Source organism: Chelatococcus sp. KU-N122, from assembly GCF_055391085.1.
This window is the reverse complement of the sequence record NZ_AP043981.1, coordinates 8,799,513-8,825,821: the sequence shown is the minus strand read 5'-3', so window position 1 is coordinate 8,825,821 and position 26,309 is coordinate 8,799,513. Positions and strand designations below refer to the sequence as shown.

Sequence of the window (26,309 nt, the reverse complement as noted above, 5' to 3'; positions counted from 1 at the left end):
GATGATGACCAACTCAAGTAAGACAGCGATGATCGGAGAGCGTGATTAGAACCTGTGTCTCGCCTGCGTTAGCAACGCGAAATCGAATAGCCATCGACGGTAGAGGACGCTGTATGAACGCGCTCTTTATAGTCGCTGGACACAGGTAGATCTCCCCCACGTGAGGCATTCGACGACCAAAATATTTGGTGGAAGCCTCGGTGTCGCCCGAAGTGGAGTGACATTACATGGGGGGTCCGAGCCCCGCAACAGGAATGTCCCCTGACCCCGGTCCGGGCCGCCCCAGCCGATCGCATCGGGGTGCCCCGGTGCTCCTGTGCCGCGTCCAAGCCGTTGCCCGGCCAAGTGTTTCGTTGTGGATGACGGCTGCGACCTCTCGTTGTTTCGGCGGCGGAATCGTTCCGATCGTGCTCGGATCCGGCTGCGGGTTTGGCCGCGATTCGGTGCCTTCGCAGCGCTTTGCCCCCTAACCATCTGTTTTCTCGCGGCTTTGACTGCGCGAAAAAGGATGAGCCGGCGGCGGCGTCACGGGACCGCCATGTAACCGTTGTCAAGGGCCAAAACTAATCGTTTCGCTTTAGCTTGACACAACCTTAAGCATGCGGCAGCGCTCTGTCGAAGCTGCTCGCCCTGCTCGGCTTTTCAATGTTCGGAGGGGTGTCGCGGGCGCCTTGTCCACTGAATCCAGCCTGGCTGGCGTTCGGCCGGCCCGGCTACGCCGGACGCCCGAGTTGGCGCGCGCTCGGCCTGTGGGGCACTGTGGATTTCTGGGAAAACCCGCGAACGGTTGCACGTGGACAGGGCCGTGTAGCACTTCGTCCATATGGTGGTGCGTCAGCCGCGCGCCTACCGCGCCGCCGCGGCCGGCGGGACCCGCCCGGTCGCAGATCGGCGGGGCAGATTCAGGAACTTGGAGCATTTTCACCGGATCGGATGAACATATCCGGCCGGGACGGCGTCGGGACCTCGGACCCCGCGACGCCGCAGTACCATCGCGGCCCGGCTGATCCGTCGTCCGGTACGTCGAACCCGGCAGAGCTGCGCCGCCGGCTGCCCGCCCGCGGTTTCGCGCCTAAGCCGCCGCCGCGACGGGAGCAAGCCCGGTACGGCGGCGCGGGACTTTCACGGGAGAGGATCGCGAGCGGAACAAGAGAGGCAGGGAATTCCTGACAACAGGCCGGCGGCGCCGCTCGCGCCGCCGTCCGGCGAGATCCTGGCGTCAGGCGCCGAGACCCTGCACGCGATGAGCCAGCCGCGACACTTTGCGGGAGGCGGTGTTCTTGTGGAACACGCCCTTCTGCGCCGCGCGCATCAGCTCCGGCTCGGCCGCACGCAGCGCTTCCGTCGCGACGGTCTTGTCGCCCGACGCAATAGCCTCTTCGACCTTCCGCAGGTAGGTGCGCACGCGGCTGCGGCGGCTCTTGTTCACCGCCGTGCGGGCTAGAATCTTGCGGGCCGCCTTTTTGGCCGACGATGTGTTGGCCATCGCGCCGTCCTCGTTGGGTTGCAGATGCCGTCGCCGACGTGATGGTTCGGCGCTCGGAGCATCGAGCTGTTGAAAAGAAATCGGACGGCGCTGAGGCCGTCCGGGTTGCCGGCTTATAGGCGCGATCGCCGATGCCGTCAATTCTTCGGTGGCATAAACTGCAGCGCGTCGAGCACGGCCGCGCGCAGCGGGTTGGTCGGATCGGCCATGAGCCGCACCGCCATGGCGCAGGAGACGACGACCAGGAGCGGGCGGATGAGCCGCACACCCTGCCGGATCGCCAGCCGAGAGCCGAGCTGCGCGCCCGCGAGGGCGCAACAGCCCATCAGCAGCCCGAGTGGCCAGGCGATCGGCTGGGTTGCGGCCAGAACTGCGAGCGCCCCCAGGTTGCTGGCGCAATTCAGCAGCTTGGCGTGAGCGGTGGCGCGGATCACGCCGAAGCCCAGCAGCGCCACGAACGCCAGCATATAGAAGGAGCCGGCACCGGGGCCGAAGAGCCCGTCGTAGAAGCCCACCAGGGGCGGGACGGATAGCGTGAATACGGCGACGGGCATGCGCCGGTGGCGATCCTCGTCGGTCAGCCGCGGCGAGACAGCCATATAGAGGGCGATGGCGATCAGCAGGATCGGCATCGCCGTCTTCAGCAGGGCGATGGGGGCGATGCCCACCATGGCCGCCCCGAGGAGGGAGCCGGCGAATGCGCTTGCGGCCATCGGCGCGCCGCTGCGCCAGTCGATCATGCGGGCCCGCGCGAAGGTGAGCGTGGCCGAACCGGTGCTGAAGCTGCCCTGCAGCTTGTTGATGCCCAGCGCGCTCGCCGGATCGAAGCCGGCGAGCAGCAGCGCCGGCAGCACCAGCAGGCCGCCACCGCCGGCGATGGCGTCGATGAGGCCGGCCAGGCCGGCGACGAGCGCGAGGATGGCGACGACGCCGGGCGTCAGCCCGGCATCGGCCGGCATACCGCCGCCCCAGTGCAGCATCGCGCTCAGGTCGAAGGCCGCGGCTGTCATCGACGCGGATGGCCGCGACCGCCCTTGCGCAGCGATGTCACGATTCGGCTGGCTCCGCCCGTTCCGTCAGGCGTTCTTGAAGTTCGGCGGGCGCTTGGCGACGAAGGCGGACATGCCCTCCTTCTGGTCGACGGTGGCGAACATGGCGTGGAAGACGCGGCGCTCGAAGCGCACGCCTTCGGACAAGGACGTCTCGAAGGCGCGGTTCACGCTCTCCTTGGTCATCATCAGGATCGGCAGCGACATGGAGGCGATCGCCTCGGCCGCCGCGAACGCCTCCTCCAGGAGCTTGTCGGCCGGCACCACGCGGGCGACCAGGCCGGAGCGCTCGGCCTCCTCCGCCCCCATCATGCGGCCCGTCAGGCAGAGATCCATGGCCTTGGCCTTGCCGACGGCCCGCGTCAGGCGCTGCGTACCGCCGATGCCGGGCATGACGCCGAGCTTGATCTCGGGCTGGCCGAACTTCGCCGTATCGGCTGCGATGATGATGTCGCACATCATGGCGAGCTCGCAGCCGCCACCGAGGGCGAAGCCGGCGACAGCCGCCACCATGGGCTTGCGGCGCGCCGCGATGCGGTCGCCGGTGACGAAGAAGTCCTCCAGGTAGGTTGCCGGGTAGGTCTTCTCCTCCATCTCCTTGATGTCGGCGCCGGCGGCGAAAGCGCGATCGGAGCCGGTGAGGAGGATGCAGCCGACCGCGTCGTCAGCCTCGAAGGCGTCCAGGGCCAGATTGAGCTCGGTCATGAGCTGGGCATTGAGGGCATTGAGGGCCTTCGGCCGGTTGAGCGTGATCGCCCCGACCTTGCCGCGCGTCTCGACGAGAATGGTCTCATAGGCCATCGGATGGTCCTTCCTCTCCTGATCGAGGCTGACCGACTAAATCACCGGTGTCGGCCCGTCCATGGGCGTTTGGCCAAAGGCGGCTGCGGACCTTGCCCGTGCGAACCGCAAGACGCGCTCCCGATCAGATGGACTCATCCGTCCGGGGGGTGCCAACCGATCACGAAGCGCTCTAGCTAGCGCTGGCACACGGTGCAGTGGAAGGTGGAGCGCCCGGACTGCACGCTCCGGCTGACGACGCCGCGACAGGCGGGCGTCGGGCAGGGCTCACCCTCGCGGTCGTAAACCCGGAAGCGGTGCTGAAAATAGCCGAGCGTGCCGTCGGTCTTATGGTAGTCGCGCAGGGTCGAGCCCCCGGCCGCCACCGCCTCGGTCAGCACGTCGCGGATGGCGTCGGCGAGCCGTTCCGCGGCGCGGGTGGGCTTTCCGGTCCTGGTCACCAGGGTGCCGGCGGCGCGTTGCGGCGACAATCCGGCCCGATGCAGGGCCTCGCTCACGTAGATGTTGCCGAGGCCGGCGACCAGCCGCTGGTCCAGCAACGCGGCCTTCAGTGGCGCCGCCTTGCCGGCGAACAGGCGGGCGAGCATGCCGCCGTCGAGCTCGTTGCCGAGCGGCTCGACGCCAAGACCCTTGAACAGGGGGTGGACGTCCAGCTCCGTTCGGGGCAGCAGCACCATGAAGCCGAAGCGGCGCGCGTCGTTGTAGACGATGCGCGTTCCCGTCGAGAGCTGGAAGCCCACGTGGTCGTGGGTGCTCTGCGGCGCCACGGTATAATAGAAGCCGCCCGGTTCGAGGGGGCCGCGTCGCCGCCGGCGTCGCCAGGCTCCAGGATGGTGAAGCGTCCGGTCATGCCGAGGTGCATGGCCAACACCTCGCCGCTGGCGAGGTCGGCCAGCAGATATTTGGCCCGTCGCCCCAGCGCCAGCACCTCCTGGCCTTCCAGGCGCGCGGCGAAGCGCTCCGGGAACGGAAAGCGCAGGTCCTTGCGGTTCAGGTCGACGCGGACGATGCGCGCGCCGACGAGCGCGGGCTCCAGGCCGCGGCGGACGGTTTCGACTTCGGGAAGCTCGGGCACGGGATGGCGTCTTTTCACGGGCCGTTTGATGTTCTTGATGGCCCGCATGACACATAGCGGCTTGCGCCGGCCTTCGCTATGGTCCGCGCCGGAAGGAACGAGCGCCATGACCGCCAATCGCCAAGCCAACGATGCAGCCAGCGGCCGCCGGACGCATTTCGGCTTCTCCAGCGTCGACCTCGACGAGAAGCAGACGCTGGTGGACGACGTTTTCCACAAGGTGGCCCGGCGCTACGACATCATGAACGATCTCATGTCGGCGGGCCTGCACCGGGCCTGGAAGGCCGACATGGTCGCCGCCCTGGCGCCGTCGCCGCGCCGCGCGCTCGACGTGCTCGACGTGGCCGGCGGTACCGGCGACGTCGCCTTCCGCACCCTGGCGGCCGGCGGCGAGCGCACCCGGGTCACGGTGCTCGACATCAACGGCGACATGCTGGCGGTGGGACGGGAGCGGGCCGGCGGCCGTTTCGGTCGCCGCATCGACTTCGTGCAGGCCAATGCGGAAGCATTGCCCTTTCCCGACGGCTCGTTCGACGCCTACACCATCGCCTTCGGCATCCGCAACGTGCCGCGGCTGGAGGTGGCGCTGGCCGAAGCCTTCCGCGTGCTGCGGCGGGGCGGCCGCTTCCTGTGCCTGGAGTTTTCGCACGTGGATCTGCCCGGCCTCGACCGCGTCTACGATGCCTATTCGTTCAATGTCATCCCGGCGCTCGGCCGCCTGGTGACCGGTGACGCCGAGCCTTACCGTTATCTGGTCGAATCGATCCGCCGCTTCCCCAACCCCGCGCTGTTCGCCCGCATGATCGAGGACGCCGGCTTCGGCCGCGTGACCGCGCGATCGATGACCGGCGGCATCGTCGCCCTGCATTCGGCCTGGAAAATCTGAGCACATGCCCCGCACAGGGAACGCCGGCTCCGCGGTGAACGCATGCCCATGCCCATGAGCTGCCCGTGCTGAGCGAGTTGATCTACGGCGTGCGGCTGTTCGGCGTCGGCCTCGTGCTGGCGCGGGAGGGCGCGCTCGCGGCTATCGATGCCAGCGCGCTGCCGCCGGTGGTGCGCATCGGCCTGCGCTGCGCCCGGCTCATTGAGCGGCGGGGCGTCGAGGGCGGCAACGGCCGCGTCGCCGCTGGCCTCACCCGGCTCGGGCCGTCCTGGGTGAAGCTGGGCCAGTTCATGGCGACGCGCCCCGACGTGGTCGGGGTCCGCATCGCGCGCGAGCTGGAGACCTTGCAGGACCGCATGCCGCCGTTTCCGCAGGCGCAGGCGGAGGCCATCATCGCGCAATCCTTCGGGCGACCGTTCGACCAGATTTTCACCGATTTCAGCGGGCCGATCGGCGCCGCCTCGATCGCGCAGGTACACAAGGGGCGGCCGGTCGGCCTGCCCGATGCCGGCTTCGTCGCGATCAAGGTGCTGCGGCCGGGGGTGCGGGCGCGCTTCCAGCGCGACCTCGGCGCCATGCGCTACGCCGCCCGCGCAGTCGAGCGGCTGGTGCCCAGCACCCGCCGGCTGCGACCGCGGGAGGTGGTGGAGACGCTGGCGCGCTCGGTGACCATCGAGATGGACCTGCGGCTCGAGGCGGCGGCGCTGTCGGAGCTGGCGGAGAACACCAAGGGCGACCCGGATTTCCGCGTGCCGCGCGTCGAGTGGAGCCTCACCGAGCGCGACGTGATGACGAGCGAATGGATCGACGGGGTCAAGCTCACCGATCTCGGCGCCGTGGCGGCGGCGGGCCATGACCGGGTGGCGCTGGCGCGGGCGATCATCCAGTCGTTCCTGCGCCATGCGCTGCGCGACGGCTTCTTCCACGCCGACATGCATCCCGGCAATCTGTTCGTCGACGGCGACGGCCGGCTGGTGGCGGTGGATTTCGGCATCATGGGCCGGCTCGGCTTCAAGGAGCGGCGCTTTCTCGCCGAGATCCTCTACGGCTTCATCAGCCGCGACTATATGCGCGTCGCCGAGGTGCACTTCGAGGCGGGCTACGTGCCGCCGGAGCACAGCGTCGCCGATTTCGCCCAGGCGCTCCGGGCCATTGGCGAGCCCATCCATAACCGCCGCGCCGACGAGATCTCCATGGCCCGGCTCCTGACGCTGCTGTTCGAGGTCACGGCCCTGTTCGCCATGAAGACGCGAACCGAGCTGGTCATGCTGCAGAAGACCATGGTGGTGGTCGAAGGCGTCGGCCGCACCCTCGACCCGCAGCTCGACATGTGGACGACCGCCGACCCGGTGGTGCGTGAGTGGATCACCCGCAACCTCGGGCCCGTGGGGCGTATCGAGGAGGCGGGGCGCGGCATCGCGGGCCTTGCCGCGCGGGTGGCGGCGCTGCCCGAGACCCTCGGCCGCGCCGAGCGGGTGCTGGACAGGCTGGAAGGCGCGACCACCACCGGCTTTGCGCTGGACGCCGACACCACCGACCGCATCGGGCAGGCCGAAGCGCGTCGGGCGCGGTGGAGCGCCTTCGCCCTCTGGCTGATCGTCATCCTGCTCGCGGCCTGGATGGCGTTCGGCTCGCACTAGATCGACGGAATCGGAGCCGCCGCTCTAGCTCTTTGTCTTAGCATTGGGCCCTTCCCAAAAACCGGCGTCCACTTTTGGTCCGATGTTCAAGATCGATCGCAGGCGTGCAGGCGCAGCCGTTGCCGGAGCGCGCCGAGGCACCTAATAGTCAAAATCTTCGGGGAGGAGACGATCCGTGCTGGTCGGGCGACGCATTCTGCTGATCATCGGCGGCGGCATTGCCGCCTATAAGGCGCTCGATCTGATCCGCCGCCTCAAGGAGCGCGGCGCCTCGGTCCGCTGTGTCATGACCGCGGCGGCACGGGAGTTCGTGACGCCGCTCTCCGCCGCTTCGCTGTCGCAGGAGAAGGTCTTCACCGATCTGTTCTCGCTCACCGACGAGGCGGACATCGGCCATATCGCCCTGTCGCGGCAGGCGGACCTGCTGGTGGTCGCCCCGGCGACCGCCGATCTCCTGGCCAAGCTCGCCAACGGCATCGCCAACGATCTGGCGAGCAATGCGCTGCTGGCCACCGACAAGCCGGTCCTGGTGGCGCCGGCGATGAACCCGCGCATGTGGCAGCATCCGGCAACGCAGCGGAACGCCGAGCGGCTCGCTGCCGACGGCGTGCTGTTCGTCGGGCCCAATGTCGGCACCATGGCCGAGCGGGGCGAGACCGGCGCCGGACGCATGGCCGAGCCGCTGGAGATCGTCGCCGCCATCGAACAGGCCCTGGGCCCGGAGGCCCCCGGCGTCTCGCAGGTGCCCTATCACAACGTCATCTATCAGGGCCCTCCGACCCCGGCCGCCGGCGCGGGCGAGCCCGTGGGCCGGCTCGAGCCGGCGCGGCCCCTGGTCGGACGGCGCGTGCTGGTGACCTCGGGGCCGACGCACGAGCCGATCGACCCGGTGCGCTATATCGCCAACCGCTCCTCCGGGCGGCAAGGCCATGCCATCGCCCGCGCCGCCGCCGAGGCCGGCGCCTACGTCACGCTGGTGTCGGGGCCGGTGGCGCAGCCGGATCCGCCTGGCGTGCACGTGGTGCACATCGAGAGCGCCCGCGAGATGCTTGAGGCGGTCGAGGTGGCGCTGCCGGCCGATGCGGCCGTGTTCACCGCCGCCGTGGCGGACTGGCGTGTGGCCGACGCCGCCGAGGAAAAGATCAAGAAGCAGGGAGCCAGCGCCCCCACGCTCACGCTCGTCGAAAACCCGGACATCCTCGCCCACGTGGCGCAGATGACGAAGGGCCGGCCGCGGCTGGTTGTCGGCTTCGCCGCCGAGACGGAGCACGTCGTCGAATACGCCAAGGCCAAGCTCGCCCGCAAGGGCTGTGACTGGATCGTCGCCAACGATGTGTCGCCCGAGACGGGGATCATGGGCGGCACGTCGAACACGGTGCACCTCGTCACCGGGACCGGCGTCGACGACTGGCCGACGCTGGACAAGGACGAAGTCGCGCGCCGGCTGGTGGCCCGTATCGCCGCCGCCCTCGGCCCGCAGGTGTGAGCGGATGGTCGTGCCGGTGCTCCGCTTCCTGAGACTGCCCGAGGCCGTGGGCCTGCCGCTGCCTGCCTATGCGACGGACGGCGCGGCGGGCTTCGATCTGCGCGCCGCGGTGCCGGAGGAGTCCGAGACGAGCCTCGCCCCCGGGGCGCGGCTGCTCGTGCCGACGGGCTTTGCCGTGGCGATTCCGCCCGGCTTCGAGCTGCAGATCAGGCCCCGCTCGGGCTTGGCGGTCAACCACGGCGTGACGGTGCTCAACAGCCCCGGCACCATCGACAGCGACTACCGGGGTGCGATCGCAGTATGCCTTATCAATCTCGGGGAGCGTGCCTTCCCGATCCGGCGCGGCGACCGCATCGCCCAGGCCGTCGTGGCGCCGGCGCCGCAGGCCGAGATCATCGAGGTGGAGGATCTCGACGGCACGGCCCGTGGAGCGGGCGGCTTCGGCTCCACCGGCGTGCGCTAAGGATCCAGCCAAATGACGCCCGCTCGGGTGCATTCTTATCATTAGACCCATTATGGTGGTATTTGGCGGGAAAGGGTCGGGGCAGGCCCTGATCGGGTGATCGCACCGGATCGGGGCCGTGCTTCGGGAAGCGCTTCATGCGTCCTCGCCCGGGGCGGGGGCACAGGCGGAGAGACTGGTCCATGATGTTATTGTCGCGGCGAAGCGTGCTTGCCATCGCGGCCGTGGTCGACGTGGCCATCCACGCCAGGCCGATGCCGGTCGCGGCCAAGCTTCTCGCCGCCAGACATCAGCTGCCGCCGCGCCACCTCGAAACCGTGCTGCAGACCCTGGTTCGAGCCGGTATCCTGAAGGGGGTGCGGGGCCCCCGGGGCGGCTACGAGCTGGCGCGTGAACGGCGGCGCATTTCTGCCGGCGATATCGTTCGCGCCGTCATGGCCGGCAACGACGACGAATCGCTGCCGCCCGCCCCGGAATCCCGGCTTGTGGAGGCGGTGATCGATCCCGCGGTCAAGGCGGCGGCTGAGGCATTCCTCGGCAAGCTCGACGAGATCACGGTGGAGGATCTGTGTCGCGCCGCCGAGGCCAGGACGGTCTTCGGCGGCTTGCAAAGCGCGGCCGATTTCACGATCTGATATGTTGATCGGTACAATTGCACGGAAACGTTCGTTATAAGGCGGCCGTCGGTGTGGCCGCAGATCGCCGTCGTCGACCACATGAGCGTCTGCGGCCGCGTCCAGGGGAGAGCAAGATGGCAGAACCAGCGGTGAAGGCCGAGGGCGGAGTGCAGACGGCCGGACGGGGCCGGATCTATGATTCGATCACCGATACGATCGGCGACACGCCGCTCGTGCGCCTGAGCCGCCTGGCCAAGGACAAGGGCGTGAAGGCGAACCTGCTCGCCAAGCTGGAGTTCTTCAACCCGATTTCGAGCGTCAAGGACCGCATCGGCGTCAGCATGATCGACGCGCTCGAGGCGCAGGGGCGCATCAAGCCCGGCTCGACGCTGATCGAGCCCACCTCCGGCAATACCGGCATCGCGCTCGCGTTCGTCTCGGCCGCGCGCGGCTACCGCCTCATCCTGGTGATGCCCGAGACCATGTCGATCGAGCGGCGCAAGATGCTGCTGCTGCTCGGCGCGCAGCTGGAGCTCACCCCCGGCGCCCAGGGCATGCGCGGCGCCATCGCGCGGGCCCAGGAGCTCAACGCCTCGATCCCCGGCTCGATCATTCCCCAGCAGTTCGCCAATCCGGCCAACCCGGAGATCCATCGCCACACCACGGCGGAGGAGATCTGGAACGACACGCACGGCGAGGTCGACTATGTCGTCGCCGGCGTCGGTACCGGCGGCACCATCACCGGCGTGGGCCAGGTGCTCAAGCAGCGCCGCCCGCAGGTGAAGATCGTGGCCGTAGAGCCCGAGGACAGCCCGGTGCTCTCCGGCGGTCAGCCGGGGCCGCACAAGATTCAGGGCATCGGCGCCGGCTTCGTGCCGGAGATCCTCGACCGCTCGGTGATCGACGAGATCATCACCGTCGGCAATCAGACCGCGTTCGACAGCTCGCGCCTGCTCGCCAAGGTCGAGGGCATCCCGGCCGGCATCTCGTCGGGCGCCGCCGTTGCCGCCGCCCTCGAGATCGCCCAGCGCCCCGAGGCGGCGGGCAACAACATCGTGATCATCATCCCCTCGTTCGCCGAGCGGTATCTCTCGACGCCGCTGTTCGAGGGGCTGTGAGGGCAGGGGGCTGCATCGCCCACCGCCTCACGGGTCATGGCCGGGCTCGACCCGGCCAGCCATCGTCTTGAGATGAAGTAGGTGAGGACAGCCCTCGCGGGCTGGAACCGTCGGCTCCGACGGATGGCCGGGTCAGGCCCGGCCATCACGGCGCGACACTCAGTTCGTCGTGAAATCGTCGGTCACGATCGGTCCGAACAGCACCCAGCGCTTGCCGTCGAACTTCATCATCTGGAACTGCTTGTTGATGCGCCAATCGTCGGGCGTGGTCGAGACCGTCATGCCCGGCAGCGCCAGATCGGCGGCGTAGTCCTTGATGCTCGTCGCCTGCTTCATGATGTTGGCGCGTGTCAGGTTGTCGCCAGCCTGCTTCAGGATCTGGACGAGCAGGGCGGCCGTGGAATAACCGTAGGTGGCAATGCCGCTGTCGGCGTCCTCGTTCGGCGCCCACTTCGCCATGAACGCCTTGTATTTCTTCATGCCGGGATCGTCCGCCCACTGCGGGTCGAGCGGGTCCTTGCCGTAGTTGACGGACACGATGTCCTTGGCGTTCTCGAGCCCGGCGGGCACCAGCGTCTGGCTGACCGGCGTGGCGTTGATGTCGAGGATGTGGAGGGCGGGTTTCCAGCCCAGCTCGGCGGCCTTGCGGATCGACTGCGCCCCGAACTTCGGCGTGGTGACGTTGAAGAAGATGTCGGCCCCGGACGCCTTCAGCTTCACCATCTGGGCGTCCACCGTCGGGTCCGACAGCTCATAGGAGGCCTCGGCGACGATCATGTTCGCCTTTGGCCCGAGCGCGTCCTTGAGGCCCTTGACGTAATCTTTGCCCAGGTCGTCGTTCTGGTAGAGGATCGCGATCTTGCCGTTGGGCTGATTGGCGAGAATGTACTTCGCGTAGATATGCGCTTCCGACTGGTAGTTCGGATTGAAGGCGATCGTCCACGGGTAGTTCTTGGGATCCGTGAAACGTGTCGCGCCGGTCGAAGCGAGAAGTTGCGGCACCTTCTTGTCGTTGAGGTACCTCTGCACTGCGGCGTTCGACGGCGTGCCGATGATCTGGAAGGTGGTGAGCACCTCGTCGCTTTCGACGAGCTTGCGCACCTGCTCGACAGCCTTCGGCGGATTGTAGGCGTCGTCGTACTGGATCAGATTGATCTTGCGGCCGTTGACCCCGCCCTGCTCGTTGACCATGCGGATGTAGGCCGCCTGCACCCTGCCGATGCCGCCGTAGGCCGAGGCGGGGCCGCTCAGCGGAATGGTCTGCCCGACCTTGATCTCGGTGTCCGTTGCCCCGGTGTCGTACGCCTTCTGCGCGAGTGCAGGGCTCGTGAGCATCGCCCCGAGCGCGAGCGCGAGTATGGCAGCCGACCTGAATCCGCTCATGCATCGTCCTCCCGAATGTGGGCGCGGATGCTTCGGCCGCGCCGGTTTCTGGAAGGCTATGCAAAAAAAAGCCGCGAGGGAATGCCTCTTCCGGCTAAATTTCGGGCGTTGCGAACCCACAGCGGTCCCGTGACGCACTCGCCGTCGGGTTGAACTCCGCTTCGGCGGCGCAAGGCGGCGCCCCTACGGCGTGGGCGCCCTCGCGGCCGCGCTGATCCGGCTGCTGCTTCCGAGCGACCTCAGGCCGCCGCCTCCTTGGCGCGCTCCTGGCGCTTGCGCTCGTTGGGGTCGAGGTAGCGCTTGCGCAGGCGGATCGACTTGGGCGTCACCTCGACCAGTTCGTCGTCCTGGATCCAGGCCAGCGACCGCTCCAGCGTCATACGGATCGGCGGCGTCAGCTTCACCGCCTCGTCCTTCGACGTGGTGCGGATGTTGGTGAGCTTCTTGCCCTTGAGGACGTTGACCTCCAGGTCGTTGTCACGGGTGTGGATGCCGACCAGCATGCCCTGATAGACCTTGACCCCGGCGTCGATGATCATCGGGCCGCGGTCCTCCAGGTTCCACAGGGCGTAGGCCACCGCCTCGCCCGCCTCGTTGGCGATCAGCACGCCGTTGGTGCGGCCGGCGATCTCGCCCTTGTGGTCCTGGTAGCTGTGGAACAGCCGGTTCATGATCGCCGTGCCACGGGTGTCGGTCAGCAGCTCGGACTGGTAGCCGATGAGGCCGCGCGTCGGCGCATGGAAGACGAGCCGCTGGCGGTTGCCGCCGGAGGGCTTCATCTCGATCATCTCGGCGCGCCGCTCGGACATCTTCTGCACCACCGTGCCGGCGTACTCCTCGTCGACGTCGATGACGACCTCTTCGATCGGCTCCAGCACCTCGCCGTCGGCACCCTGCGAGAACACAACGCGCGGCCGCGACACGGCGATCTCGAAGCCCTCGCGGCGCATGGTCTCGATCAGGATGGCGAGCTGCAGCTCACCGCGGCCCGACACGAAGAAGCTGTCCTTGTCGGAGGACTCCTCGATCTTCAGCGTGACGTTGCCCTCGGCCTCCTTGAACAGCCGGTCGCGGATCATGCGGCTGGTCACCTTGTCGCCTTCGGTGCCGGCCAGCGGGCTGTCGTTGACGATGAACGACATGGTGACGGTGGGCGGATCGATCGGCTGGGCCTGGATCGGGGTGTCGACCGAGGGGTCGCAGAAGGTGTCCGCCACCGAGCCCTCGACGAGGCCGGCGATGGAGACGATGTCGCCCGCCTCACCCAGCTCGATCGGCTGCCGTTCGATGCCACGGAAGGCAAGGATCTTGGAGACGCGCCCGGTCTCGACCAGCTTGCCCTCGCGGTTGATCACCTTGATGGACTGGTTGGGCTTGACCGTGCCGGAGGCGATGCGGCCGGTGATAATGCGGCCGAGGAAGGGATTGGCCTCCAGGAGGGTGCCGAGCATGCGGAAGGGGGCCGGGTCCACCTTGGGTTCCGGCACGTGCTTCAGCACGAGGTCGAACAGCGGCGCCAGGCCCTCGTCCTTCGGCCCCTCGGGCGACATGGCCATCCAGCCGTCGCGGCCCGAGCCGTAGAGGATCGGGAAGTCGAGCTGCTCGTCGGACGCGTCGAGCGCCGCGAACAGGTCGAACACCTCGTTGATCACCTCGCTCGGGCGTCCGTCCGGGCGGTCCACCTTGTTGATGGCCACGATCGGCCGAAGGCCGATCTTCAAGGCCTTGCCGACCACGAACTTGGTCTGCGGCATCGGGCCCTCGGCCGCGTCGACAAGCACGATGGCGCCGTCGACCATGGACAGGATGCGCTCCACCTCGCCGCCGAAGTCGGCGTGGCCGGGCGTGTCGACGATGTTGATGCGCGTGTCCTTCCAGACCACCGACGTGGCCTTGGCCAGGATGGTGATGCCGCGCTCCTTTTCGAGATCGTTGGAATCCATGACGCGCTCGGCGACGCGCTGGTTCTCGCGGAAGGACCCGGACTGCTGCAGGAGCTTGTCGACGAGCGTGGTCTTGCCGTGGTCGACGTGCGCGATGATCGCGATGTTGCGGAGCTTCATGACCGGACCTGAAAGGAATTTCGTTGCAGCGCAATAACAGAAGGCCGCGCCGGCGACAACGCGGCGCCCTTCCGATTACGCAGCTGGGCTGAATCTCCGCTTATATGCGGCGGCGCGCGGGCGAGCGCAAGCCGCCGCGGCGAACGGCGCGCCGCTCAGCCCTGCGCCGGGTCGATGATGGTGCTCCACAGATCGCTGTCGGCGGCGTCCTTGAGGGTCACCTTCATCTGCCCGGTCGCCCCATCGATCGCCACATGGCCGAAGAACTGGAGCCCTGCGGCCGGCGAGGCGTTCTGCCCCTGCTCCTTGGTCGGGGCCTTGGCGTAGCGCAGCTCCGGCCCGAAGGTGTCGTCGAGGTCGGCCGGCCCGAACGTGCCGGCGTGCAGCGGGCCCGAGACGAACTCCCAGAAGGGGTCGAAGTCCTGGAAGCGGGCCTTGTCCGGATTATAGAAGTGGGCGGCCGTGTAGTGCACGTCGGCGGTGAGCCAGACGGTGTTGCGCACCTTCTCCCGCTTCATGAACGCGAGCAGATCGGCGATCTCCAGCTCGCGTCCGAGCGGCGGGCCGTCGCCCTGGGCGATCGCTTCCGAGCCGAACTTGCGGTCGACGTCGTAGACGACGATGAGGCCGATCGGCATGTCGGCGGCGATGACCTTCCAGACCGCGTTCGACGCCTTGAGCTCGCGCTTGAGCCACGCCAGCTGCGCCGGGCCGAGGAAGTGAGCGTCCGGGCCGTACTGCTCCTGGCGGTTCTCGCCGTTGGGCCCGCGATAGCTGCGCATGTCGAGCATGAACACGTCGAGCAGCGGCCCGTAGGCGATCTTGCGGTAGACGCGGCCGGGCTCGGCCGGCTCGAAGCGCATCGGGCTGTATTCATGGAAGGCGCGCGACGCCCGCGCCGCCAGCAGCATCATGTTCTTGTCGACGTAGCCCTTGCGCAGGTGCTCGGCGCGGGTCAGCGGCTCGCCCGGCCACCAATTGTTGGTGACCTCGTGGTCGTCCCACTGCACCAGCAGCGGGATCTCCCGGTTCATGGCCAGCAGGTTCTTGTCCAGGAGGTTGTACTGGTAGTTGCCGCGGAACTCGGCCAGCGTCTCGGCAGGCTTGGATTTCGCCTCGGTGACGAGGTTCTTCCAGAGGGTGCCGTCGGGCAGCGCCACCTCCGCCTTGATCGGGCCGTCGGCGTAGATGTTGTCGCCGGAGTGGATGAAGAAGTCGGGGCGGTTCTTCAGGATGGTCGAGTAGATGGTCATGCCGCCGCGGCTCTCGTCGATGCCCCAGCCCTGGCCAGCGGTGTCGCCGGACCAGCAGAACGAGATCGAGCTCCGATCGGCCGGCGCCGTGCGGAAGCGGCCGACGAGGGCCTCGCCGCGGATGCCCGGCTCGGCCAGATCCTGCGGCGTGATCCTGTAGAAGACGTCCTGGCCGGCCGGCAGGCCGGCGAGCGCGACCTTGCCGGTCATGTCGCTCTCCGGCAGCACGTCGACGAACACCCCGCCGAACGGCTCCTTGAAGCTCTCCGTGGTGGAGAGCTCGATGATGAGCCGCGCCGGCCGGTCGGAGCGGCCCCAGACCACGGCGGCGTCGCCCGAAACGTCACCGGACTGCAGGCCATGGCTCAGCGCCGGGCGGTCGGCGGCGCGGGAGATCCCGGGCAGGGCGAGGTTGCCGCCGACGCCGACGAGACCGGCGGCCCCGCCGGCGGCGAGCAGGCGACGGCGAGTGATCGGTCGGTCGCGCAAAAGGTCACGCATGGGCTGCCGCTCCTGAAAGCCTGTATTGTGCGTGCACAACATTGAGAATCGGCGACCGCCCCATGACGCTGTCGTGACAGGGACCGGCTCCGTCCGAGCTGTTGACGGGCGTCGCCGTTACGCTAGAACGAGCCCGTACCGCTCGGTACCAAAGCCGGTATGCGCAGTATCGAACTGCTGCGCCGCTATCGCGCGCCTGCGCCGACCTGTACCGTGGGCGTATGGCAGGATTCAGGGAGGCTGCATGTCCATGTTGACGCTCGATCGTTGGGGGGCGCGTCCGCGTGCCGGCGCGCTGGCGTTGGGCGCGGCGCTGCTGCTGGCGCCGGCGATGGGGCGAGCCGACACGCCCGGCGTGACCGCGACGTCCGTGAAGATCGGCAACATCGACGCCTACAGTGGCCCTGCCGCCGTCTACGCCGCGCTCGGCCGGCTGCCCGGTGCCTATTTCAAGATGCTGAACGAGAAGGGCGGTGTCGCCGGGCGCACCATCGACTACATCAGCTACGACGACGGCTACAGCCCGCCCAAGACGGTGGAGCAGGCGCGTAAGCTGGTGGAGAGCGACGAGGTGGCGGCCATCTACGGCCCCCTCGGCGCGCCCACCAACTCGGCCATCGCCAAGTACATGAACATCAAGAAGGTGCCGCAGATCTTCATCGCCTCCGGCGCGACGAAGTTCGGCGATCCCAAGAACTTTCCCTGGAGCATGGGCTTGCAGCCGAGCTACCAGAGCGAGGGACGGGCGTTCGCCACATATCTCCTGTCCGCCAAGCCCGATGCCAAGATCGGCATCCTCTACCAGAACGACGACTTCGGGCGTGACGTGCTGAAGGGCTTCGAGGACGGGCTCGGCGACAAGAAGTCGTTGATCGTCGCCAAGATTCCCTACGAGACCACGGACGCGACCATCGATTCCCAGGTGCTGCAGATCAAGGCGGCGGGCGCGGACGTGTTCATGAACATGACGACGCCGAAGTTCGCCGCGCAGGCCATCCGCAAGATCGCCGAGCTCGGCTGGCACCCCATGCACTTCCTGGGCTCCAACGCCTCGTCGATCGCCTCGGTGCTGAAGCCGGCAGGACTGGAAAACGCCAAGGGCATCATCTCCAGCGCCTACCTGAAGGACCCCAACGACCCGACGTGGAAGGACGATCCCGCCTTCAAGACCTGGGGCGCCTTCCTCGACAAGTACTTCCCCGAGGCGGACCGCAAGGATTCGCTCACGGTGTACGCCTATGTCTCGGCCCAGGTGATGGAGCAGGTGCTGAAGCAGGCGGGCAGCGATCTGTCGCGCGAGACGATCATGAAGCAGGCGGCCAACCTGAAGGACTTCGCGCCGGACCTGCTGCTGCCGGGCATCAAGATCAACACCAGCCCGACCGACTACTTCCCCATCGAACAGCTGCAGCTGATCCGCTTCAACGGCGAGCGCTACGAGAGCTTCGGACCGGTGCTCGACAGCGCGCTGCCGCGCTGAGCCGACGAAGCCGCCGGAGAGGTCTCACAGCGTCATGGCCGGGCTTGACCCGGCCATGAGCGCGGGTCGGGGCAAAAAAGAGCTGGGAGGAGAGCGTCATGGCAAGCACCGTCTATCAGACGTTCGCCGATGTGGCCGCGCGGTGGCCGGACCGGCCCTTCGTCGCGGTCGGGCCGTTGGCCAGCCGGAGCTACCTGCCGGAGGGCGTCGAATACAGCTACGCCGAGGCGGCCGAACGAATCGGCCGGCTGCGCGAGGCCTATGCGTCGGCGGGCTACGGCGTCGGCCACCGGGTCGGCCTGCTGCTGGAGAACCGGCCGGAGCACCACTTCCACTTCCTCGCCCTGAACAGCCTCGGCGTCGGCGCGGTGCCGATCAACCCGGACTACCGGCCGGACGAGAGCCGCTACCTCATCGAGCATTCCGAGCTCTGCCTGATCATCGCCCTGCCGCACCGGCTCGATGACCTCGGCGCCGTCGCGGCGCAATGCGCGCAGCGACCGCCGGTGCGCTCGGTCGCCGACGACCGGCCGTTGCCGCCCGCCCCGTCCGCCGCCCGCCGCGAGACGCCGGGCCCCGACACCGAGACCACGCTGTTCTACACGTCGGGCACCACCGGGCGGCCCAAGGGCTGCGTGGTCACCAACGACTACTACGATCTGGTCGGCGAGCTCTATCGCACGCGGGGCGGCCTTCTGGTGCTGCGCGAGGGCGAGGAGCGCATCTACAACCCGCTGCCGCTGTTCCACATCAATGCCGGCGTGTTCAGCTTCATGGGCGCGCTGACCACCGGCGGCTGCTCGATCCTGCCCGACCGCTTCCACCCCCATTCGTGGTGGCAGGAGCTCGCCGACAGCCGCGCCACCATCTTCCACTACCTCGGCATCATTCCCGCCATGCTCATGAAGCTGCCGCCGGGGCCCTACGACCGCACGCACGGCGTGCGGCTGGGGGTGGGGGCCGGCTGTGAGCCGAACCTGCACCGGGCCTTCGAGGAGCGCTTCGGCCTGCCGCTGATCGAGCTGTGGGGCATGACCGAGACCGGCGGCGGCTTCATCGCCTCGGTCGAGCCCCGGCTGATCGATACCCGCGCCTTCGGCCGGCCCGGCACCAGCCCAGGCCTGGAACTGGAGGCACGTGTCGTCGACGCCGGCGATGTCGACGTGCCACTCGGCCGGCCCGGCCAATTGCTGGTCCGGCGGTCGGGCGGGAACCCCCGGCGCGGCTTCTTCACCGAATACCTCAAGAACGAGGATGCGACGGCCGAGGCGTGGCACGGCGGCTGGTTCCACACGGGCGACGTGGTCACCCAGGACGAGAGCGGCATGCTGTTCTTCGTCGACCGCAACAAGAACATCATCCGCCGGTCCGGCGAGAACATCTCGGCGGCCGAGGTCGAGGCGACCCTGCTCGGGCACGAGGCGGTGCTGGAGGTGGCGGTCATCGCCGTGCCCGACGACATCCGCGAAGAGGAAGTGATGGCCTGCGTGGTGGCGAAGGAAGGCTATCCCGCCGGCGAGGCCCTGGCGCGGGCGCTGTTCGATCACGCCAACGCACGGCTATCCTATTACAAGCCGCCGGGCTGGGTGCTGTTCGTGCCGGCCTTGCCGAAGACCAGCACGCAGAAGGTGCAGAAGACCGAGATCGTCGCCAAAGGCACCCGGCCGGAGGCGATCGCCGGCGCCATCGACCTCAGGGCGAGCAAGAAGCGCACGGCGCCGGCCCACTGAACGGCTGCGCTGGAGGTTCTGCCTCCGAGCCGCGGCGTCAGCGCACGATCGATGCGGCACCGCCGATCAGGGAGGTGCTCGCGACGATCAGCAGCGTGATCACCGCAAGGGCTGGAACGGTCAGCAGCAGGCCGACCAGGATGGCGGCGCCGTCGCGGGCCATCAGGCCCAGCGCGAACGCCACCATGGCGATGGCCGGTGCGAGGTTGCCGAAGGGGATCGGCGCCATGATCGCGAGCGCCAGAGCCAGCACCGGCAAAGCGAGCGCCATGCGGGCGCGCGGCCCGGTCAGGAACGACAGGCGCTGCTCGCAGAGCCAGCGCTCGGCGCGGACGATCCACGGCAGGGCGGCGGCAATGGCGAGGCGCAGCGTCGGCACCGGGATGGTCCGTTCGCGCACCATCCGGGGCAGCCAGAGCTGGCGTGCGCCGGCCATGATCTGCACCGAGATGAGCGCCATGAGCGCGCCGAGCACGAGGCCGACCGGCCCCGGCAGGGGGATCATGGTGGGCAGCGTCAGCAGCAGCAGCGCCAGGCCCAGCCCCTCCATGCCGAGCCGGTCGATGATGGTTCCGACGGTCGTGCGCTCGCCGCTGACGCCGCGCGCGACATCGAGCAGGTCGCGCACGATCGGCCCTCGCGGACCCTGCCGCGTCCTGGCGAACATTCGCCGCACGGCCCGCAGGAAACGGTTGCCCGGCGGGCGAAGGCGGTCGCCGACCGTCGATTGGCTGTCGCTCATTCCCACATCATCCCGGGGAGCGCCTTGCAACTGGATGGAGACACCCGATCGCGAGGGCGGCGCTCCGGATTCAAGCGCGCGACGCACGTCCCTCCGGCCGGATGAGCCCATCCGGATCGACATGCGCGAGCGATCCGGCCAGCTTGCCCGCCAATAGCGTCAACTTGGCGACGACGGTGAGGCGCCCGTGGGGTGCCGCGACGGCCGTGCGTCTCACGCCACCTTGGCGCGGGCAGGCTCCTCGAACTCGAACAGCCGCGCGTAGCGGGCGATTTCGCTCTCCTCGCCGGTCGCCTTCTGCGGATTGTCGGAGAGCTTGACGGCGGGGCGGCCGTTGGCGCTGGAGACCTTGCAGACCAGCGAGGCGGCCTTCAGCCCGTCGCGGGGACCCGGCGCGCAGCCCTCGAAGTCGTTGGTGAGGTTGGTGCCCCAGCCGAAGCTCATGCGCACGCGCCCCTGGAAGTGGTGGTAGGTGGTCTCGATCGCCGCCACGTCCAGGGCGTCGGAAAATACCAGCAGCTTCTCGCGCGGGTCGCGGCCCTTGAGCCGCCACCAGGTGCAGATCTCCTCGCCGCCCTCGAGCGGGGGCTTGGAATCCGGCCGGAAGCCGGTCCAATCCGCCACCCAGTCCGGGGCGCGCTTCAGGAACGACGTGGTGCCGAAGGAGTCCGGCAGCACGACCAGCAGATTGCCGCCGTAGTAGCGCTCCCAGGCCTCCAGCACCCGGTAGGGCGACATCAGCCGCTCCTCGTCCGTGTCCGCCAGCGCCGCCAGCACCATGGGCAGCTCGTGGGCGTTGGTGCCGATGGCCTCCAGGTCCGTGTCCATGGCGAGCAGCACGTTGCTGGTGCCGAGCAGCGCGTCGCCGAGACCTTCCTTCAGCGCCTCGACGCACCAGCGCTGCCACAGGAAGCCGTGGCGCCGGCGCGTGCCGAAATCGGAGATCCTGAGCTCCGGCAGCTTGCGCAGCCGTTCCACCTTCTCCCACAGCTTGGCCTTGGCGCGGGCGTAGAGCACGTCGAGGTCGAAGCGGCCCATGCCTTTCATGGCGGCGCGCGAGCGCAGCTCGTTGACGATGGCGAGCGCCGGGATCTCCCACATGGTGGTGTGGGTCCACGGCCCGGCGAAGTCGAGCACGAACTGGCCGTCCTCGCGCCTGAGGTCGTACTCCGGCAGCTGGAAGTCGGCGAGCCAGGCCAGGAAGTCCGGCGCGAAGATCTGGTGGCGGCCGTAGAAGGAGTTGCCGGCGAGCCAGATCATCTCCTTCTTGGCGAGGCGCAGGGTGCGGGCATGGTCGAGCTGCTCGCGCAACTCGCGCTCGTCGATCTCGTCGGCGATGCGGATCGAATGGGACCGGTTGATCAGCGTGAAGTCGGCGCGGACGTCCCGATACAGGCCCCAGATCATCTGGAGCATCAGCAGCTTGTAAAAGTCCGTGTCGAGCAGGCTGCGGATGATCGGGTCGAGCTTCCAGCTGTGGTTATAGACCCGCCGCGCTATATCGATGGTGGCCATCGGGCCTCTCCACACTTATCCCATCGCACCAATCCGCGCAGGCGGAATAATGTCAAGGTGATGCGGCGGGCTCCGCCTTTGGCGTCTCCGGAGCCGCTTCTTGCGCCGCGGCCTTCCCTCAGTATAGTCCGCGCCTTCAAACTCTCAGCCCGGCCGACCGAGCGTACCCCCCGCGATTGGAAGATCATGTCCGCCAAGCCCGTCAACAAGGTCGTTCTCGCCTATTCCGGCGGTCTCGACACGTCGATCATCCTGAAGTGGCTGCAGACCACCTACGGCTGCGAGGTCGTGACCTTCACCGCGGACCTCGGCCAGGGCGAGGAGCTGGAGCCGGCGCGGCAGAAGGCGCTGCTGCTCGGCATCAAGCCCGAGAACATCTTCATCGAGGACGTGCGCGAGGAGTTCGTCCGCGACTACGTCTTCCCCATGTTCCGGGCCAATGCCCAGTACGAGGGGCTCTATCTGCTCGGCACCTCGATCGCGCGGCCGCTGATCGCCAAGAAGCAGATCGAGATCGCCGAGAAGACCGGCGCCGACGCCGTCTCCCACGGCTCCACCGGCAAGGGCAACGACCAGGTCCGCTACGAGGTGGCCTATTACGCCCTGAAGCCGGACGTCACCATCATCGCGCCCTGGCGTGAGTGGGACCTGCGCTCGCGCGAGGCCCTGATCAAGTTCGCGGAGGATCACCAGATCCCGATCGCCAAGGATAAGCGCGGCGAGGCGCCGTTCTCGGTCGACGCCAACCTGCTGCACTGTTCCTCCGAGGGCAAGGTGCTGGAGGACCCGGCCGTCGAGGTGCCGGACTACGTCTATTCCCGCACCGTCGATCCCGAGAAGGCGCCGGATACGCCGACCATCGTCACCATCGACTTCGAGAAAGGCGATCCCGTCGCCGTCGACGGGGTCAAGATGTCGCCGGCCACCCTGCTCGCCAAGCTCAACGAGCTCGGCCGCATCAACGGCATCGGCCGCCTCGACCTGGTCGAGAACCGCTACGTCGGCATGAAGAGCCGCGGCATGTACGAGACGCCCGGCGGCACCATCCTCCTTCAGGCGCACCGCGGCATCGAGAGCATCACGCTCGACCGGGGCGCGGCGCACCTCAAGGACGAGCTGATGCCCAAGTATGCCGAGCTGATCTACAACGGCTTCTGGTTCTCGCCGGAGCGCGAGATGCTGCAGGTGCTGATCGACAAGAGTCAGGAGTTCGTCACCGGCTCGGTCCGGCTCAAGCTCTACAAGGGCGGCGTCCACGTCATCGGCCGCGAGAGCCCGTATTCGCTCTACAGCCAGGATCTGGTGACCTTCGAAGAGGGCGCTGTCGCCTACGACCACCGCGACGCGGCGGGCTTCATCAAGCTCAATGCGTTGCGCCTGCGCACACTCGCCCAGCGCAAGAGGATGCTCGGCCTCTGAGCCGCCACCGATGACCATTCACGCCATGACCCCCGAGGCGGACGCCGTCGCCCGCCGCCGGACCTTCGCCATCATCTCGCACCCGGATGCGGGCAAGACGACGCTGACCGAGAAGCTGCTGCTGTTCGGCGGCGCCATCCAGCTCGCCGGCGCGGTCAAGGCCAAGCGCGGTGGGGCGGCGACGCGGTCGGACTGGATGGGCATCGAGCGCGAGCGCGGTATCTCGGTGGTCACCTCGGTGATGACCTTCGAGTACGGCGGCCACGTCTTCAACCTGCTCGACACGCCGGGCCACGAGGACTTTTCCGAGGACACCTACCGCACGCTGACGGCGGTCGATTCCGCCGTGATGGTGATCGACGCCGCCAAGGGCATCGAGGCACGCACGCGCAAGCTGTTCGAGGTCTGCCGCCTGCGCGACATCCCCATCGTCACCTTCGTCAACAAGCTCGACCGGGAGGCGCGCGACCCCTTCGACCTGCTCGACGAGATCGAGAAGACGCTGGCCCTCGACACCGCGCCGGTGACGTGGCCGATCGGCCGCGGCAAGTCCTTCGCCGGCACCTACGACCTGCGCCGCAACCTGGTGCGCCGGCTCGACGACGATACCGAGGCTTTCGCCGTCAACGGGCCGGAGGACAGCCGCCTGCTCGCCATGCTGCCGGAGCACGAGCGCGACGCTTTCGCCGAGGAGCTGGGGCTCGCCCGCGAGGCGCTGCGGCCATTCGACCTGCCGAGCTTCCGCGAGGGCCACCTGACGCCGGTGTTCTTCGGCTCGGCGCTGCGCAATTTCGGCGTGCGCGATCTCATCGACGCCATGGGCGAGTTCGCGCCGCCGCCGCGCGGCCAGCAGGCCGACACGCGCCTGGTCGAGCCGACGGAGCCGCGCATGACCGGCTTCGTCTTCAAGATCCAGGCGAACATGGATCCCAATCACCGCGACCGCATCGCCTTCATGCGCGTCTGCTCCGGCCGGCTGACGCGCGGCATGAAGGCCAAGCTGGTGCGCACCGGCAAGCCGATGAGCCTGGCCGCGCCGCAGTTCTTCTTCGCCCGCGACCGTGCCATCGCCGAGGAGGCCTTCGCCGGCGACGTCGTCGGCCTGCCCAACCACGGCACGCTGCGCATCGGCGACACCATGACCGAGGGCGAGGAGATCGTCTTCCGCGGCGTGCCGAGCTTCGCGCCGGAGCTGCTGCGCCGTATCAAGCTGACCGACCCGATGAAGGCCAAGAAGCTGCGCGACGCCCTCCAGCAGATGGCGGAGGAGGGGGTGGTGCAGGTGTTCGTGCCCATGGACGGATCCGGCGCCATCGTCGGCGTCGTCGGCGCGCTGCAGCTCGACGTGCTGAAAGAGCGCCTCGCCGCCGAGTACGGCCTGCCGATCGATTACGAGCCGACGCGCTTTTCCATCTGCCGCTGGGTCACCTGCGACGACAAGGCGGAGCTCGACCGCTTCATCGATGCGCACACCTCGTCGATGGCGCTCGACCTCGACCGCGAGCCGGTGTTCATGGCGGCGAGCCCGTTTTCGCTGACCTACGAGCAGGAGCGCTGGCCGGCGATCCGCGCCAGCGACGTCAAGGACTACCAGACCCGCGCGGGCGACTGACGCCATGGCCCCGCCGCTCCTCGCCCTCGCCGACATCCGCCTGCGCCTGGGCACGCAGCCGTTGCTCGACGGCGCCGAGCTCGCCGTGGGCCGGGGCGAGCGGCTGGCCCTGGTGGGCCGCAACGGCTCCGGCAAGTCGACACTGCTGAAGATCGCCGCCGGTCTGGTCGAGCCCGACGGCGGCACGCGCTTCCTCCAGCCCGGCGCCACCCTGCGCTACCTGCCGCAGGAGCCCGACTTTTCGGGCCACGCCACCGTGCTCTCCTACGTGGAGGCGGGCCTCGGCCCCGGCGATGATCCGTACCCGGCGACCCGCTACGTGGAGGATCTGGGCCTCGGCCCCGATGACGATCCGGCCAATCTCTCGGGCGGCGAGGCGCGCCGTGCGGCGCTCGCCCGGGTGCTGGCGCCGTCGCCGGACATCCTGCTGCTCGACGAGCCTACCAACCACCTCGATCTGCCGACCATCGAGTGGCTGGAGAACGAGCTGGCCCAGTCCCGGACCGCCCTGGTGTTGATCAGCCACGACCGGCGCTTTCTCGGCGGGCTGGCCCGCGCCACCGTCTGGCTCGACCGCGGCATCACGCGCCGCGCCGAGATCGGCTTCGACAAGTTCGAGGCCTGGCGCGACAGCGTCTACGAGCAGGAGGAGCGGGAGGCGCACAAGCTCGACCGCAAGATCGCCTCCGAAGAACATTGGGTACGCTACGGCGTCACCGCCCGGCGCAAGCGCAACATGCGCCGCATGGGCGAGTTGGCGGCGATGCGCGACGCCCGGCGCACGGCCCGCCGCGCCACCGGCCAGGCCGCCATGGCGGCGACCGAGGCGGATGGCTCCGGCAAGCTGGTCATCGAGGCCGTGGGGATCGGCAAGTCCTTCGGCGACCGGCCGATCGTGCGGGATCTCTCGCTGCGCGTCCACCGCGGCGACCGGCTCGGCATCATCGGGCCCAACGGCGCCGGCAAGACGACGCTGCTCAACCTGCTCACCGGCACGCTGACGCCGGACACCGGCACGGTCCGCCTCGGCGCCAACCTGGAAATGGCGACGCTGGAGCAGCGCCGCGACAGCCTCGATCCCAATGCCACCCTGGCCGAGACGCTGACCGGCGGGCGCGGCGACACGGTGAGCGTCGGCGGCGTGCAGCGCCACGTCGTCTCGTATATGGGCGATTTCCTGTTCCCGCCGGAAATGGCTCGCACGCCGCTGCGCGTGCTGTCCGGCGGCGAGCGGGCGCGGCTGATGCTGGCCCTGGCGCTGGCCAAGCCGTCCAACCTGCTGGTGCTGGACGAGCCGACCAACGACCTCGACCTCGATACCCTCGACGTGCTCGAGGAGATGCTCGGCGAGTACAAGGGCACCGTCATCCTGATCAGCCACGACCGCGATTTCCTGGATCGCATCGTCGATGCGGTGCTGGTGCCGGAGGGGCAGGGGCGCTGGCTGACCTATGCCGGCGGCTATTCCGACATGCTCGCCCAGCGCGGCGCCGACATCGTCTCCACTCGGGAGCGGCCGGGCGAGCGCCGGGCGGACAAGCCGCGGGCGGCCGAAGCGGCGCCCACTGCGGCGCGGGAGAGCAAGCGGCGACTGAGCTTCGCCGAGAAGCACGCCCTGGAGACGCTGCCCAAGACCATGGCGGCGTTGGAGGCCAAGCTCACGGCGCTGCAGGCCAAGCTCGCCGACCCCGACCTCTACGCCCGCGATCGGACGGCCTTCGACAGGCTCTCCGCCGCGGCGGCACAGATGCAGGGCGAGCTGTCGGCCGCCGAGGATCGCTGGCTCGAGCTGGAGATGCTGCGGGACGAACTGGCCTCCTGAGCGCCAACTGCTCTGCACGATGATCTCGAGCGGCCGGGGCCGGCCGTGACGCAGGAATCGCCTCGCTTTCCCCCGTGACGCTAACTGTCATGGAAGAGCGATATGGCTGTGCTTGATGTCGATCAGGGCTCGAGCGGCGCCGTGCAGTCACACGTCGCGTCGCAGCCT

The 26,309-nt window shown here is 68.5% G+C and carries 19 protein-coding genes and 1 pseudogene; 11 read left to right on the top strand and 9 right to left on the bottom strand.

The annotated features are described in order from the left end of the window. Positions 1 to 1,219: 1,219 nt before the first annotated feature. The 4 genes and pseudogenes from rpsT to mutM all read right to left on the bottom strand — a co-directional run bounded on the left by rpsT (position 1,220) and on the right by mutM (position 4,411). A complete protein-coding gene (gene rpsT, locus ACZ5PO_RS39605) occupies positions 1,220 to 1,486 on the bottom strand; it encodes a 30S ribosomal protein S20 (RefSeq protein WP_464188947.1) in 267 nt (88 codons plus the stop codon). A 137-nt stretch (positions 1,487 to 1,623) separates the two neighbouring features. Further along, positions 1,624 to 2,445, bottom strand: coding sequence for a TSUP family transporter (locus ACZ5PO_RS39600; protein WP_464197236.1), 822 nt, complete (start codon positions 2,443 to 2,445; stop codon positions 1,624 to 1,626). 117 nt (positions 2,446 to 2,562) lie between these two features. Beyond that, positions 2,563 to 3,336, bottom strand: a complete 774-nt coding sequence (locus tag ACZ5PO_RS39595; RefSeq protein WP_464188945.1) for an enoyl-CoA hydratase — start codon at positions 3,334 to 3,336, stop codon at positions 2,563 to 2,565. Between the two features lie 176 nt (positions 3,337 to 3,512). Further along, positions 3,513 to 4,411, bottom strand: a pseudogene (gene mutM, locus ACZ5PO_RS39590) (bifunctional DNA-formamidopyrimidine glycosylase/DNA-(apurinic or apyrimidinic site) lyase). A 106-nt stretch (positions 4,412 to 4,517) separates the two neighbouring features. Between mutM and ubiE the strand changes: the two are divergent. The 6 genes from ubiE to cysK all read left to right on the top strand — a co-directional run bounded on the left by ubiE (position 4,518) and on the right by cysK (position 10,621). Continuing rightward, positions 4,518 to 5,297 (top strand): bifunctional demethylmenaquinone methyltransferase/2-methoxy-6-polyprenyl-1,4-benzoquinol methylase UbiE, encoded by a 780-nt coding sequence (gene ubiE / locus ACZ5PO_RS39585; RefSeq protein ID WP_464188943.1) that lies wholly within the window; start codon positions 4,518 to 4,520, stop codon positions 5,295 to 5,297. A gap of 65 nt (positions 5,298 to 5,362) precedes the next feature. Next, a complete protein-coding gene (gene ubiB, locus ACZ5PO_RS39580) occupies positions 5,363 to 6,937 on the top strand; it encodes a 2-polyprenylphenol 6-hydroxylase (protein ID WP_464188941.1) in 1,575 nt (524 codons plus the stop codon). 175 nt (positions 6,938 to 7,112) lie between these two features. Next, positions 7,113 to 8,423: a phosphopantothenoylcysteine decarboxylase domain-containing protein gene (locus tag ACZ5PO_RS39575; RefSeq protein WP_464188939.1), complete on the top strand. Its 1,311-nt coding sequence runs from the start codon at positions 7,113 to 7,115 to the stop codon at positions 8,421 to 8,423. A 4-nt stretch (positions 8,424 to 8,427) separates the two neighbouring features. Then, on the top strand, positions 8,428 to 8,886 hold the full coding sequence (gene dut / locus ACZ5PO_RS39570) for a dUTP diphosphatase (RefSeq protein WP_464188937.1): 459 nt from the start codon (positions 8,428 to 8,430) through the stop codon (positions 8,884 to 8,886). Between the two features lie 182 nt (positions 8,887 to 9,068). Next, complete coding sequence (locus ACZ5PO_RS39565; RefSeq protein ID WP_464188936.1) at positions 9,069 to 9,521, top strand: RrF2 family transcriptional regulator; 453 nt, start codon at positions 9,069 to 9,071, stop codon at positions 9,519 to 9,521. Positions 9,522 to 9,637: 116 nt separating this feature from the next. Continuing rightward, positions 9,638 to 10,621, top strand: coding sequence for a cysteine synthase A (cysK, locus tag ACZ5PO_RS39560; RefSeq protein ID WP_464188934.1), 984 nt, complete (start codon positions 9,638 to 9,640; stop codon positions 10,619 to 10,621). A gap of 159 nt (positions 10,622 to 10,780) precedes the next feature. Here cysK and ACZ5PO_RS39555 read toward each other — a convergent pair whose 3' ends face one another. The 3 genes from ACZ5PO_RS39555 to ACZ5PO_RS39545 form a co-directional block, all read right to left on the bottom strand. Beyond that, positions 10,781 to 12,004, bottom strand: coding sequence for an ABC transporter substrate-binding protein (locus ACZ5PO_RS39555; protein ID WP_464188932.1), 1,224 nt, complete (start codon positions 12,002 to 12,004; stop codon positions 10,781 to 10,783). Positions 12,005 to 12,243: 239 nt separating this feature from the next. After that, positions 12,244 to 14,067: a translational GTPase TypA gene (typA, locus tag ACZ5PO_RS39550; protein WP_464188930.1), complete on the bottom strand. Its 1,824-nt coding sequence runs from the start codon at positions 14,065 to 14,067 to the stop codon at positions 12,244 to 12,246. 155 nt (positions 14,068 to 14,222) lie between these two features. Beyond that, positions 14,223 to 15,821: an alkaline phosphatase D family protein gene (locus ACZ5PO_RS39545; protein WP_464188928.1), complete on the bottom strand. Its 1,599-nt coding sequence runs from the start codon at positions 15,819 to 15,821 to the stop codon at positions 14,223 to 14,225. 244 nt (positions 15,822 to 16,065) lie between these two features. On the opposite strand from ACZ5PO_RS39545, the gene ACZ5PO_RS39540 reads away from it, so the two are divergent. Together ACZ5PO_RS39540 and ACZ5PO_RS39535 are read left to right on the top strand one after the other, a co-directional pair. Then, on the top strand, positions 16,066 to 17,301 hold the full coding sequence (locus ACZ5PO_RS39540; protein ID WP_464188926.1) for an ABC transporter substrate-binding protein: 1,236 nt from the start codon (positions 16,066 to 16,068) through the stop codon (positions 17,299 to 17,301). A 98-nt stretch (positions 17,302 to 17,399) separates the two neighbouring features. Next, positions 17,400 to 19,031 (top strand): AMP-binding protein, encoded by a 1,632-nt coding sequence (locus ACZ5PO_RS39535; protein ID WP_464188924.1) that lies wholly within the window; start codon positions 17,400 to 17,402, stop codon positions 19,029 to 19,031. A gap of 37 nt (positions 19,032 to 19,068) precedes the next feature. Here ACZ5PO_RS39535 and ACZ5PO_RS39530 read toward each other — a convergent pair whose 3' ends face one another. Beyond that, on the bottom strand, positions 19,069 to 19,773 hold the full coding sequence (locus tag ACZ5PO_RS39530; RefSeq protein WP_464188922.1) for an exopolysaccharide biosynthesis protein: 705 nt from the start codon (positions 19,771 to 19,773) through the stop codon (positions 19,069 to 19,071). A gap of 213 nt (positions 19,774 to 19,986) precedes the next feature. Then, the gene (locus ACZ5PO_RS39525; RefSeq protein WP_464188920.1) at positions 19,987 to 21,288 is read right to left on the bottom strand and encodes a nicotinate phosphoribosyltransferase; all 1,302 of its coding nucleotides are present in this window, start codon (positions 21,286 to 21,288) and stop codon (positions 19,987 to 19,989) included. Positions 21,289 to 21,474: 186 nt separating this feature from the next. Between ACZ5PO_RS39525 and ACZ5PO_RS39520 the strand changes: the two genes are divergently transcribed. Genes ACZ5PO_RS39520 through ACZ5PO_RS39510 form a run of 3 tightly spaced genes read left to right on the top strand, consistent with a single transcriptional unit; the run spans position 21,475 to position 26,141 of the window. Next, positions 21,475 to 22,707: an argininosuccinate synthase gene (locus tag ACZ5PO_RS39520; RefSeq protein WP_464188918.1), complete on the top strand. Its 1,233-nt coding sequence runs from the start codon at positions 21,475 to 21,477 to the stop codon at positions 22,705 to 22,707. 10 nt (positions 22,708 to 22,717) lie between these two features. Beyond that, a complete protein-coding gene (locus ACZ5PO_RS39515; protein WP_464188916.1) occupies positions 22,718 to 24,319 on the top strand; it encodes a peptide chain release factor 3 in 1,602 nt (533 codons plus the stop codon). 4 nt (positions 24,320 to 24,323) lie between these two features. Then, positions 24,324 to 26,141 carry an ABC-F family ATP-binding cassette domain-containing protein gene (locus ACZ5PO_RS39510; RefSeq protein WP_464188914.1) on the top strand — a complete coding sequence of 606 codons (1,818 nt, stop codon included), beginning with the start codon at positions 24,324 to 24,326 and terminating at the stop codon, positions 26,139 to 26,141. Positions 26,142 to 26,309 lie beyond the last annotated feature (168 nt).

Excerpts from the sequence above, each read along its gene's own strand:
- rpsT (WP_464188947.1), bottom strand. The coding sequence starts at position 1,486 with ATGGCCAACACATCGTCGGCCAAAAAGGCGGCCCGCAAGATTCTAGCC.
- ACZ5PO_RS39600 (WP_464197236.1), bottom strand. The coding sequence starts at position 2,445 with ATGCCGGCCGATGCCGGGCTGACGCCCGGCGTCGTCGCCATCCTCGCG.
- ACZ5PO_RS39595 (WP_464188945.1), bottom strand. The coding sequence starts at position 3,336 with ATGGCCTATGAGACCATTCTCGTCGAGACGCGCGGCAAGGTCGGGGCG.
- ubiE (WP_464188943.1), top strand. The coding sequence starts at position 4,518 with ATGACCGCCAATCGCCAAGCCAACGATGCAGCCAGCGGCCGCCGGACG.
- dut (WP_464188937.1), top strand. The coding sequence starts at position 8,428 with ATGGTCGTGCCGGTGCTCCGCTTCCTGAGACTGCCCGAGGCCGTGGGC.
- ACZ5PO_RS39565 (WP_464188936.1), top strand. The coding sequence starts at position 9,069 with ATGATGTTATTGTCGCGGCGAAGCGTGCTTGCCATCGCGGCCGTGGTC.
- cysK (WP_464188934.1), top strand. The coding sequence starts at position 9,638 with ATGGCAGAACCAGCGGTGAAGGCCGAGGGCGGAGTGCAGACGGCCGGA.
- ACZ5PO_RS39555 (WP_464188932.1), bottom strand. The coding sequence starts at position 12,004 with ATGAGCGGATTCAGGTCGGCTGCCATACTCGCGCTCGCGCTCGGGGCG.
- typA (WP_464188930.1), bottom strand. The coding sequence starts at position 14,067 with ATGAAGCTCCGCAACATCGCGATCATCGCGCACGTCGACCACGGCAAG.
- ACZ5PO_RS39545 (WP_464188928.1), bottom strand. The coding sequence starts at position 15,821 with ATGCGTGACCTTTTGCGCGACCGACCGATCACTCGCCGTCGCCTGCTC.
- ACZ5PO_RS39540 (WP_464188926.1), top strand. The coding sequence starts at position 16,066 with ATGTCCATGTTGACGCTCGATCGTTGGGGGGCGCGTCCGCGTGCCGGC.
- ACZ5PO_RS39535 (WP_464188924.1), top strand. The coding sequence starts at position 17,400 with ATGGCAAGCACCGTCTATCAGACGTTCGCCGATGTGGCCGCGCGGTGG.
- ACZ5PO_RS39530 (WP_464188922.1), bottom strand. The coding sequence starts at position 19,773 with ATGAGCGACAGCCAATCGACGGTCGGCGACCGCCTTCGCCCGCCGGGC.
- ACZ5PO_RS39525 (WP_464188920.1), bottom strand. The coding sequence starts at position 21,288 with ATGGCCACCATCGATATAGCGCGGCGGGTCTATAACCACAGCTGGAAG.
- ACZ5PO_RS39520 (WP_464188918.1), top strand. The coding sequence starts at position 21,475 with ATGTCCGCCAAGCCCGTCAACAAGGTCGTTCTCGCCTATTCCGGCGGT.
- ACZ5PO_RS39515 (WP_464188916.1), top strand. The coding sequence starts at position 22,718 with ATGACCATTCACGCCATGACCCCCGAGGCGGACGCCGTCGCCCGCCGC.
- ACZ5PO_RS39510 (WP_464188914.1), top strand. The coding sequence starts at position 24,324 with ATGGCCCCGCCGCTCCTCGCCCTCGCCGACATCCGCCTGCGCCTGGGC.